The sequence below is a fragment of the Pseudoflavonifractor sp. 60 genome, assembly GCF_009911645.1.
Lineage (GTDB): Bacteria > Bacillota > Clostridia > Oscillospirales > Oscillospiraceae > Lawsonibacter.
Genome location: NZ_QWKI01000212.1, coordinates 1 through 10,163, shown reverse-complemented (window position 1 = coordinate 10,163; position 10,163 = coordinate 1). Strand labels below are relative to the sequence as shown.

Annotated in this window: 11 protein-coding genes; 4 read left to right on the top strand and 7 right to left on the bottom strand. The window is 55.6% G+C overall.

The genetic code is table 11. The annotated features are described in order from the left end of the window. Both D1646_RS19835 and D1646_RS19830 read right to left on the bottom strand, forming a co-directional pair. The coding region (locus D1646_RS19835) for a hypothetical protein (protein WP_201754776.1) at nucleotides 1-620 on the bottom strand (620 nt) is incomplete at its 3' end. Nucleotides 621-932: 312 nt separating this feature from the next. Beyond that, nucleotides 933-1,775: a MurR/RpiR family transcriptional regulator gene (locus D1646_RS19830; RefSeq protein WP_160638115.1), complete on the bottom strand. Its 843-nt coding sequence runs from the start codon at nucleotides 1,773-1,775 to the stop codon at nucleotides 933-935. A 168-nt stretch (nucleotides 1,776-1,943) separates the two neighbouring features. Here D1646_RS19830 and D1646_RS19825 point away from each other — a divergent pair, with 168 nt between their 5' ends. From D1646_RS19825 to D1646_RS19810, 4 genes are read left to right on the top strand one after another with little or no spacing between them, the layout of a single operon-like run. Beyond that, on the top strand, nucleotides 1,944-2,651 hold the full coding sequence (locus D1646_RS19825) for an RraA family protein (protein ID WP_160638114.1): 708 nt from the start codon (nucleotides 1,944-1,946) through the stop codon (nucleotides 2,649-2,651). 17 nt (nucleotides 2,652-2,668) lie between these two features. Next, on the top strand, nucleotides 2,669-3,637 hold the full coding sequence (locus tag D1646_RS19820) for a 2-hydroxyacid dehydrogenase (protein ID WP_160638113.1): 969 nt from the start codon (nucleotides 2,669-2,671) through the stop codon (nucleotides 3,635-3,637). Between the two features lie 12 nt (nucleotides 3,638-3,649). Beyond that, the gene (locus D1646_RS19815) at nucleotides 3,650-4,858 is read left to right on the top strand and encodes a 3-isopropylmalate dehydratase large subunit (RefSeq protein ID WP_160638112.1); all 1,209 of its coding nucleotides are present in this window, start codon (nucleotides 3,650-3,652) and stop codon (nucleotides 4,856-4,858) included. 11 nt (nucleotides 4,859-4,869) lie between these two features. Then, a complete protein-coding gene (locus D1646_RS19810; RefSeq protein WP_160638111.1) occupies nucleotides 4,870-5,355 on the top strand; it encodes a 3-isopropylmalate dehydratase small subunit in 486 nt (161 codons plus the stop codon). Between the two features lie 126 nt (nucleotides 5,356-5,481). On the opposite strand, the gene D1646_RS19805 is transcribed toward D1646_RS19810, so the two are convergent. The 5 genes from D1646_RS19805 to D1646_RS19785 are packed head-to-tail and all read right to left on the bottom strand — an operon-like array spanning nucleotide 5,482 to nucleotide 9,729. Continuing rightward, nucleotides 5,482-6,516 carry a tripartite tricarboxylate transporter substrate binding protein gene (locus D1646_RS19805; RefSeq protein WP_160638110.1) on the bottom strand — a complete coding sequence of 345 codons (1,035 nt, stop codon included), beginning with the start codon at nucleotides 6,514-6,516 and terminating at the stop codon, nucleotides 5,482-5,484. Further along, nucleotides 6,513-8,003 (bottom strand): tripartite tricarboxylate transporter permease, encoded by a 1,491-nt coding sequence (locus tag D1646_RS19800; protein WP_160638109.1) that lies wholly within the window; start codon nucleotides 8,001-8,003, stop codon nucleotides 6,513-6,515. Before D1646_RS19800 ends, D1646_RS19805 begins: the two co-directional genes overlap by 4 nt. A 12-nt stretch (nucleotides 8,004-8,015) precedes the next feature. Continuing rightward, the gene (locus D1646_RS19795; protein ID WP_160638108.1) at nucleotides 8,016-8,354 is read right to left on the bottom strand and encodes a tripartite tricarboxylate transporter TctB family protein; all 339 of its coding nucleotides are present in this window, start codon (nucleotides 8,352-8,354) and stop codon (nucleotides 8,016-8,018) included. Beyond that, nucleotides 8,315-8,542, bottom strand: a complete 228-nt coding sequence (locus D1646_RS19790; protein WP_160638107.1) for a hypothetical protein — start codon at nucleotides 8,540-8,542, stop codon at nucleotides 8,315-8,317. The genes D1646_RS19795 and D1646_RS19790 overlap by 40 nt, the downstream gene beginning before the upstream one ends. Before the next feature lie 20 nt (nucleotides 8,543-8,562). Beyond that, the gene (locus tag D1646_RS19785) at nucleotides 8,563-9,729 is read right to left on the bottom strand and encodes a PrpF domain-containing protein (protein WP_201754775.1); all 1,167 of its coding nucleotides are present in this window, start codon (nucleotides 9,727-9,729) and stop codon (nucleotides 8,563-8,565) included. Nucleotides 9,730-10,163: the final 434 nt, after the last annotated feature.

Sequence of the window (10,163 nt, the reverse complement as noted above, 5' to 3'; positions counted from 1 at the left end):
GAGGTGGAAGATGGAGCCTCGGAGCTGCCGCTGGAGGAGGACGCGCTGTTCTGCTGCGCCTGCATCTCCAGGAGCCGTCTGATTCGATCCTGGCTGGTGCTTTGGTAGGCGCCGCTGCTGGAGGAGGAAGACGAGGAAGCTTCAGAACTTCCGCTGGAGGATGAGGACGCCTCGGAGCTGCCGCTGGAGGAGGATGCGCTGTTCTGCTGCGCCTGCATCTCCAGGAGCCGCCTGATTCGATCCTGGCTGGTGCTTTGGTAGGCGCCGCTGCTGGAGGAGGAAGACGAGGAAGCTTCAGAACTTCCGCTGGAGGATGAGGACGCCTCGGAGCTGCCGCTGGAGGAGGATGCGCTGTTCTGCTGCGCCTGCATCTCCAGGAGCCGCCTGATTCGATCCTGGCTGGTGCTTTGGTAGGCGCCGCTGCTGGAGGAACTGTTTGGCTCACTGTTCTGCTCCAGAGCGGCGCTTTCGCCTTGTGCCTCCTCCTCCCGGCTCTCGCTCGGGGACAGTTCACTGGCCGGGGATTTTGGGCCGCTGGCGGAGTTTTGTTCCCGAGGCTGTACCTGGGCAGGGGCCCCACCGCAGCCGGAAAGACCTGCTGCCAGCAGAGCGCAAACCAAAACCAGAGCAATACTCCTTGTGATCCTGTTTTTCCACATCATATTCATCTGCAACCCTTTCACAATGTGTTAAAATGTCCCCGCCCCAAGGGTGCAAACGCCGGGTCCCCTTGGGCGGAGACTTATTCTAATTTTTATTATGGACGGATGGAAGGGAAATGTCAAGGCTCTTTGTCGTTTTTTGCCGGACCTCGACAAACGTCTCAGAGCCTATTTGGGTTCATATGCCCTCCACAATACTGCGGCCCTGCGGCCGCAGTGATAGTTTCCGTGATGTGGATGGCGTTTTCCGCCTCTATGGGGCCCCCGGGGTTATAAAAAAATGTCCATTTCCTGAAACAGGGGCTCCATTTGATTCAACCGGGCAGACGCCTCTGTCATATCGCCGGAAATCAGAAGCGTAATCAGCATCTCGGCAATGAGCATAGCGGAGAGCAGGGAATTGTGAAAGTCACTGCTGTGACAGCTGGCAGGGAGAAGGATATCGCTGATGCTGTCGTAAGGTGAGGCGAGGGAATCTGTAATGGAGACAATCTTTGCCCCCTGCGCCTTGGCAATTTTCGCGGTGTGATAGATGCCCTTGCTGTATCGCGGCATGTTGGACACAAGCAAAAGGTCTCCTGGCTGGATTCGCAGCAGAAAATCCACAATACGGCTGTCGTCCGGAAGAATGTCCACATTGCCGAATACCCGGTTAAGATGATGCCCCAGATAGTAGGAGATTGCGGCGCTTCCGCGGGAGCCGCAGGTATAGATGTGCGGGGCCTCCTTCAAATACTGCACGGTGGTCATCAGTTTATCTTCCAGGTCCTCAGAATAGGTCAGACGGAGGTTATTGAGCTGCACGTCATATATGTGGTCAAGAATGCTTTTTTTCGTCTTCTGGTGGTACACATTTTTTTCCAGCCTGGAAATGGGGTTCAGCTGGGATTGGCAGTATTGGCGCAGCTTTTCCTGCAATTCGCTGTATCCGTTCAAGCCCAGCGTATTTGCAAACCGAACAATGGTTGCGGTGCTGACGTGGGCTGTTTTAGCGGCCTGATCTATGGACGAAAATGCTATGGCCATGGGGTCCTCCAGGGTCAATGCGGCAATCAGTTTTTGGCTTTTGGTGAGTTTGGGCAGCTTCCTTTTGATGTCGGCAACGATATCCAAGCCTATCGACTCCTCCCAGCGTTTATTTTCATTTCGAGTATACCATAGGACGGAAAAAATCACTACTAAGAAATCCAAAAAAGTTCGAATTGCGTATTGACAAATGAAGAAAAATTTGCAACAATATAGTTGTGCATGTAATATTATTTTCATTTTGGAGGGATATGTATGGATCAATTCGGAACAATGCCAGACCTTCTCCCGGAAGACATCATCCAGCGGGCAAAGAGGCTCAATCCCGCCCTGTTGTGCGACGGAATGAAGGATATGGGGATCCCCATGGACGGCTGCATGGAAGCCGCCATAATGCCTGTCAACCCCGACCCGAACCTGTATATGGTGGGCACCGCATTGACGGTGGAGACGGATCACGGAGACAATTTCCCCATTCACGTGGCCACCTACTCCGCCTCGTCTGGCTATGTAATGGTCATTGATGGCAAGGCCTGTCAGGAGCGCCCCTATTTTGGTGATCTCATTATGGGCGCTGCAAAGGCGGTCGGGCTGGAGGGCATGGTGGTTGACGGGTATTGCCGGGATAAGGCCGGCTGTCTGGAGCTGAACTTTCCTGTGTTCTCCCGGGGACAGCTGCAGCGCGGCGTTTTGAAAAAGAATCCGGGCAAAATCAACCAACCCATCACCTGCGGCGGCGTACCGGTCAAGCCGGGCGATCTGGTGGCAGGCGGCGCCGACGGCGTTACCGTGGTCCCCCGTGAGATCATTTACCAGGTGCTGGAGAAGGCGGAGGAAAAACTGGTCTATGAACAGAACCGGGACGCCAGCATTGCTGCCTACATGGAGGCCAAAGCAGCTGGCGGGCCTCTCCCCCAGCTGGCCCCCCAGTGGGTACTGGACCTTTTGGAGCAGCAGCACTGACCGGCAGGAGGCAGAATATGGAACAAGTAATGGTAGTGGGCCCCTTCAACGCCTCCATGCGCGAAGCGCTGCATCAGGCGTTCCCGCCGTCCTTTCATCTGGAGTATGTAACCTCCTATGATGAATTTGACCGCCTGAGTCAGGCAGATTATGTGATATTGCGTACGCTGGAAATCAAGGGGGACAGCTTTGAAAAGCTGAAACGGTGCAAGCTTATCCAGCGCTGGGGCGCAGGCTTTGACTCGGTGGATATCCAGGCTGCCGGCCAACTGGGGATCGGCGTTGCTGTTACAGCCGGGATCAATGCGGCTCCGGTAGCGGAAATGGCGCTGGCCCTGATGCTGGCGGTATACCGGAATCTGATTCCCATGACCAACGGCATCATGGACGGCAAATGGGAGCGGGAGGAATTCAGCAAACGCTCCTATACCATCGGCGGAAAACGGGTAGGTATCTTTGGAATCGGCAACATTGGCCAAAAGGTCGCCGCCCTGTGTCAAGCCTTTGGCGCAGAGACCTTCTACTACGACCCCTTTCCACTGCCCCAGGAACGTGAAAAGGAGCTTCGGGTTACCCGCTGCTGTCAGGAGGAGCTTTGGAAAACCAGCGACATCATAACCCTTCACAGCCCACTGACTGACAGCACACGCCATATGGTAAACCGAGAGACACTGGCCATGATGAAGGAGGGCTCTGTTCTCATCAACACCGCCCGCTCTGAGCTGGCGGACCTGGAGGCGCTGGCGGACGCGCTGAAAGCAGGCCGCCTGCTTGGCGCGGGTCTGGATGCCGTTGAAGAGACCATCACGGAAGACAACCCCTTGAAAGGACTTTCCAATGTTGTGATTACAGCACACCTTGGCGGAAACACAGTTGATAATTCCGTCCATATGGCCAGGCGCTGCGCCCAGCAGATCTGCGCGGTCAGCGCGGGGGAGACGCTTGCTTTCCCTCATTTGGTCAACGGCAATTATCTGAAGCACTGAGAGGAGGACCTTATGAGCGCACAGACCATTGCGGAAAAAATCTTGTCCGCCCATTGCGGAAGGGAAGCGCACCCGGGGGAAATTGTTTTTTGTTCTGTGGATGTGATGATGGCGCACGACGCCAACGGTCCTCTGGCAGTAAGGGCCTTCCAGAGCTTAGAGGGCAAACAGGTCTGCGCCCCCGAACAGATCCACTTTATTATGGATCACGCCGCCCCCGCCCCCTATGAGCGGGTGGCAAATCTCCATATGCTCTTGCGCCAGTTTGCCGCCGACCAGGGCATCGACTTTATCGAAGGCGGCGAGGGGGTATGCCATCAGCTGATGATGGAGCGGAATTATGTCAAGGCCGGCGACATTGTGCTGGGAACGGACAGCCATACCTGTACCTATGGCGCTGTGGGCGCCTTTGCCACCGGTGTTGGAGCGACGGATATGGGCGTCTCCCTTTATTCCGGAAAGAACTGGTTTAAGGTCCCGGAGACCATTCGCATTGATCTCAAGGGGAAACTCCCTGCAAATTGCAGTGCCAAGGATGTGATTTTGTATATCATAGGCCTTATCGGCGCGGCGGGCGGCAATTACTTTGCCTTTGAGTTCTATGGGGACTATCTGGATCACTGTTCCCTGGCAGACCGTATGACCATTGCCAACATGGTGGTGGAGATGGGGGGAAAGGCGGGCTTTATTTGCAGCAGGGACCTGGCTATTCAGGCGGATCCCGGGGCGAGCTATATACGCTGCGTGGAAGTTGACTTGCAGCAGCTGAAGCCCGGCCTGGCCAGGCCCCATCAGGTGGACGCCTACGCTCCGGTGGAGGAGCTGGCTGGAATGAGCTTTCAGATGGCATTTCTGGGCAGCTGCACCAACGGCCGGATCGAGGACCTGAGAGAGGTGGAACGGGTTCTGAGAGGGCGGAAAATTGCGAAAAATGTGCGTCTTTTAATCATCCCAGCCTCCAAAGCTGTCCTGATGCAGGCAATGGAGGAGGGGATCATGCAGGAACTGCTCCGGGCGGGCGCGTCCCTCTTTACCCCCGGCTGCGGCGCGTGCGTCGGGACGCATGGCGGTGTTCCCGGTGACGGCGAGATAGTCCTCTCCACCGCCAACCGGAATTTTAAAGGCCGCATGGGCAATAACAAGGCCTTTATTTATCTGGTTAGCCCCAAAACCCTGGCGGCATCCTGCCTCACCGGCGTTTTGACCGTTCCAGTGGAATAAAGGAGACGTTTATGCAGAGTAATTGTATCAAGTATGGGAACGATATCAGTACCGACCTGATTATTCCCGGGAAATACACCAAGACCCTGGTGATTCAGGAGCTGGCCGACCACGCTATGGAGGATCTGGACCCGGATTTTAAGCAGAAGGTCTCCTCGGGCCATCGAATTGTGGTTGCGGGGACCTATTTCGGCTGCGGCTCCTCCCGGGAGCAGGCCCCTGTCGCCTTGAAGGCCGCCGGCGTGGAGTTGATTGCCGCTAAAACTTTCTCCCGCATTTTTTTCCGCAACGCAATCAATGTGGGACTGCCCATTGTGGAGTGCAACACCGACCGCATTTCCGAGGGCGATCGGCTGTCCTACACCGTGGGCGGCGGCGAGCTGAAAAACCTTACCACGGGAGAAACGCTTTTCGTCACACCTCTCCCCCCCATGATGGTGGATATTATGGCCTGCGGCGGCATTATTAACTACTTTAAACAGCACGGGGGCTTTTGAGCTCTCCTCCCCGAAAGAAATCCACCGCCGTCGGGGAGAGCCCCATTCCTCAAAAACACCGAAAGAAAACAGGATTGAAAAACCCGGCGGGAAAATTCCCGCCGGGCTTTTCATCCTGATGTCAAATCAGGCCAGGCCAAGAGACTCCAAAATGGGCCTGTACAGCTCAATTTCTGCCTTGTATTTCTCGTTAAATTCAGCCCTGCCGATGTAGGAGGCGGTCTCCCCCAGCTCCTTGGCGCGGGCAGCGAAGTCGTCGCTGGTGCAAATCTCAGCCAGCTTCTCGTCCAGGTAATTCAGAATCGCTTCGGGAGTGCCGGCGGGAGCGAATACGCCGCGCCAAACGGTGATGGGCGTAATATCGAGGCCCTGCTCCTTATAGGTGGGGATGTAGTCAAAGTTGGCGTCCCGCTCCTCCGAAAGGATGCCGATGATCTTCAGCTTACCGGCCTCGACATAGTCCCCAATGGAGGTGGTGTACATACTGCACGCGGAGATGTGGCCGCCCAGAATTGCGGCGATTGCCTCAGAGGTAGAGTCGTAGGGGATGCCTGTAGTCTTGTCCAAAATCCCCATACCGTCCAGCACGTAGGTGCCCATGATATGCAGGGAGGAGCCGGTTCCGGGGTAGGCCCAGACAAATTCGCCGGGGTTCTCATTACAGTAGGCAATCAACTCGTCCACCGTGCTGTAGGGTGCGTCGGCGGCAACTGCGATGACCGCGCAGACCTCGGTACACTGTCCCACTGCCACCAGATCCTCGGGGGCAAATTCAACGTCGCCCATGACAATGGAGATGGGGAGGGAGGCGGTGCAGAACAGAGTCGTATACCCGTCCGGAGCTGCGTTGGCAACATAGTCCGCCGCAATCGCACCGCCGGACCCAGCCCGTTCCACCAGATTAATGGCGGTACCGAAGATGTTGTTATAATTGGTCAGCAGCTGCGCGGAGAGGTAGGTGCCGCCCCCGGCCTTATAGCCGACCAGCATATCGATATTGCTCTCGGGATACTTCAGGTCGGCGGTCGGCGGGCTGGAGACGGATGCGTTGGGGTCTGACCCGGCAGCGGACGGGTTGCTGCCGGGCGTGTTCTGGGCCCCACAGGCAGCAACAGACAGCATCATCCAAACAGAGAGTACCAGTGCGCAGAATCGTTTCATTTGAGTTCCTCCTTAGTTTGTTTTTTATTGCCATGCGCCAGCAGAAGTGCCAGCACGACAGCAGCGACCAGGAACGCCAGTGTCAGGGGGCGGGTAAAGAAATTTTTCCAGCCAAGATTGGCGTCATAAAGAAGGCTGCGGCGGAAGTTTGACTCAAGGGAGCCCCCGATTACAAATGCGATAATCATGGGTGGAATGGGAAACTTTCCTTTCCGAAGGAAGAAAGCGAGAATGCCGAAGAGCATCATCATGAAGCAGGTGAAATAGCTTCCCCGTACAGCGTAGGTGCCCACAAAGCAGATCAGGAACACCGCGGGGAGGAGGATGGATTTACGGGTCTGCATAATTCTGGAAAAGAGCGGGATGCCCAAAGTACCCACGACCGCCAGCGCAAGAATGGCAAAGGCCATAGCGATGTAGACCGCGTAAACGGTATCCAGATTGTTTTGGAACAGCAGGGGACCAGGCGTAATGCCCAGAGCGACAAAGGCGCCCAGCATGACGGCGGTGACCACATCGCCGGGAATCCCCAGTGCCAGCAGCGGGACCAGAGCGCCGCCGCAGACGCCGTTGTTGGAGGCTTCGGCGGCCACCACGCCGTCAATAATACCGGTACCGAACTCCTCGGAACGCTTAGACTGCTTTTGCGCCGCCGCATAGGCGACAAAGCTCGCAGTACTGCCGCCGACACCGGGCAGGATCCCAATCAGAGCGCCAATCACGCCGGAACGGATGATATTAAACCACTGCCCCAAAAATTCCTTCAGCTTGAGCCCCTGGCTGCGGTAATCCAGCTGCTCCGGCTTCCTGCTCAAGGCATCCTTTCCCTCCCCCAGCTGGAACATCAGTTCTGCAATGGCAAAGGAGCCGATAAAGACGGCCAGCTGGTCCACGCCGTCGTTCAGCTGTGTGTTTCCAAAGGTGAAGCGGGCTGTTCCGTAGATGGGGTCAAGGCCGATCATGGCGATAAACAGCCCGATGGTTGCAGAAACCAGTCCCTTTAGAAGGGATTTCCCGGAGATGGAAGCGATCAGGGCCAGCGACAGGCACATAATGCCAAAGTACTCAGGGGCGCCGAAGCGCAGGGCAAGGCTTGCCAGCCCGTCTGCAAAGGCTACCAGCATAAAGGTGCCTGTCAGGCCGCCTACGCAGGAGGCATACAGCGCGGTTTGAAGCGCCTTTCTGGTCTGCCCCTTCTGGTTCATGGGATAGCCGTCCAGCATGGTAGCGGCGGCGCTGGCGGTGCCGGGGGTATTAATCAGGATCGCAGAAATAGAGCCGCCCATCATTGCGCCCTGGTAAGCACCCATCAGCAGTGCCATAGCGTCCACAACATTCAGCTTCAGCGTAATGGGGAGCAGGAGAGAAATGGTCATACTGGGGCTGACACCGGGCAGCGATCCGCCCAGAATACCGGCGGCGACACCAGCGAACACAAACAGGAGCGTCTGAATATGGAGAAAACCGGATAACACATCTAAAATCATATTCGTCCCTCCTTAAAAGCGAATCAGACCGCCAATAAACCGAATGCCGAGAATTTTACTGAACAGCAGGAAAATCAGCACTCCGTAAACTACTGCGAAGACAAGATTGAATTTCCAATTGCGGGAGCCAAACAAAAAGAGCACAAACCCAATGAAAATGATGGAAGCGGGGAGGAATCCGAGAAAATCAGCCAGCAGGATAAATAAAAAGCCGGCAGCAACCATAACAATCTGGGGAATATACTGGGTCAAGCGGAGTTGTGGAAGGGGGAGCTTCAGGCCCTCCTTCCGGATGGAAACCCACTCTAAGATCAAGCCGGCTGCACCCAAAACAATGAAGATTCCTGCCACAATGTAAGGAAATTTTTCCGGACCAAAGTCTGCATTTTTTTCAGCTTGACAAAGCCTGGAATCAGAACAGCCGCCATGAGAATCCCGAAGAGGGTCACCGCTGTGTAGGAAATCAGGTTTGTCTGATGGTTTTTTATGCGCGCCTCCTGTTCTGGCGACAAGACCGTTTTTTTGTTTTCTTGATCCATGCGACAGCCTCCTTTTCCGGTCATTCGGAGTGTCCACTCCCATAGATACGGGAGTACGGGACATAGACGATCCCATCCAGCAGCTTGCGTGCGGTGCGGTAGACTGCCTCGCTGCAAATCTTACCGTCCATCTTGGTGACGACCACCTCCATGGGGCCGTAAGGATTGCCGATGATCAGCGTGTCGGAGTTTTTGGCCCGCTGGCTGATGATATCGTGGACTACTGTGCCGGGAATCTGAGCTGCGGCGCCGGTACTGATAGCGCCGGTAATCATATAGGCCCGGTGCATTTTCTGCATAGAGGCCAAACGTGCTACCAGGTCCACATCCTCCGCCTTGATGAGGACCCCCTCCGGGTTCATATAGTCCTGGGGCGCGCTGACAAAGCCGATTTTGGGATAAGCAGGGGAGGCAGAAGTGGCAAGCGCCCGGTCCGGGACGATCCCAATCCGTTCCGCCGCCACACTGCGGATATCCTCAATGAGCTTCAAAACCCTTGGCATTCCCTCCACCTCAACGGGAAGCTCGGTGCCCTTCAGCCCGATTTCCTCAGGAATGAGATAAACCACAGGATTGCCCGCGTCCACGATGGAGACAGTGAATTTCCCCTGCTCCCCCAGGTCGATGATGTCCTTGGCATTGCCGGTGGGGAGCAGGCTGCCGGTGATGGAGCCCGCAGGGTCGAAAAAGTCGATCCGAATCCTGGCGCCGGCGCCGGGAACGCCGGGAATCGCGTAGTCGCCGTCGGAGAGCACCTGACCGTCACGGACCTGATATACTGCGTGGATAATTTTTTTAGTGTTCGTGTTATAGATACGGACGGGGGTTTCCGGCTCCACAACTTTTAAAAGGTTCTGCGCAATGGCAAATACGCCTACGCCGGCGGTCAGATTGCCGCAGTTGCCGCGCCAGTCAATGATGGCTTTGTCCACGCTGACCTGGCCGAAGGTGTAGTCCACATCGGCGTCCTCCCGCTGAGAGGGACCGATGATACATACCTTGCTGGTCAGAGAGTTTGCGCCGCCCAGGCCGTCGATCTGACGGATATCCGGACTTCCGAACACCGCCAGCAGGAGCTTGTCCCGCAGCGCTCCGGCGGGCGGGAGCGTACTTTCCAGAAAGTAGATCCCCTTACTGGTGCCGCCGCGAATGATGGAACAGGGAAGGGTCAAGGATTCTCGGTACATGTTACACACCTCGTCAATCTTCATTCGGATGAAATTTTTATTACACTCGCAAGACTATTGTTACATAATTTTCACAAAAAGTCAACAACAAATTTTAAAATCTGTAAATTTTTTTAGTGCAACATCATCTAGTTTGCAGAAAATCGGGTTTCCTATTCCCGACATAGACCCGCCCTGAAAAAGCGGCCAGATGGGAAGCAAGTCACCCTTCCCCTTTGCCGCTTTCCTCGGTCCTCCCAATTTCACCTAAATACAATTTTACGGACCATCCAACGTTTCATTGGACAGTCCGTTTTTCAATAAAAAGGGGAACCGAGTATAAACCCGGTCCCCCCTTGTTCAATACAATTATCCCTGCATTTCGCCGTGGGCTTAGCCCAGCAGCTGGAGCACACCCTGGGGCAGCTGGTTCGCCTGAGCCAGCATGGCCTGGC

Bases quoted from the DNA above. Each gene is read 5' to 3' on its own strand.
- D1646_RS19825 (WP_160638114.1), top strand. From the start codon at position 1,944: ATGGATCAATTCGGAACAATGCCAGACCTTCTCCCGGAAGACATCATC.
- D1646_RS19820 (WP_160638113.1), top strand. From the start codon at position 2,669: ATGGAACAAGTAATGGTAGTGGGCCCCTTCAACGCCTCCATGCGCGAA.
- D1646_RS19815 (WP_160638112.1), top strand. From the start codon at position 3,650: ATGAGCGCACAGACCATTGCGGAAAAAATCTTGTCCGCCCATTGCGGA.
- D1646_RS19810 (WP_160638111.1), top strand. From the start codon at position 4,870: ATGCAGAGTAATTGTATCAAGTATGGGAACGATATCAGTACCGACCTG.
- D1646_RS19805 (WP_160638110.1), bottom strand. From the start codon at position 6,516: ATGAAACGATTCTGCGCACTGGTACTCTCTGTTTGGATGATGCTGTCT.
- D1646_RS19800 (WP_160638109.1), bottom strand. From the start codon at position 8,003: ATGATTTTAGATGTGTTATCCGGTTTTCTCCATATTCAGACGCTCCTG.
- D1646_RS19790 (WP_160638107.1), bottom strand. From the start codon at position 8,542: ATGGATCAAGAAAACAAAAAAACGGTCTTGTCGCCAGAACAGGAGGCG.
- D1646_RS19785 (WP_201754775.1), bottom strand. From the start codon at position 9,729: ATGTACCGAGAATCCTTGACCCTTCCCTGTTCCATCATTCGCGGCGGC.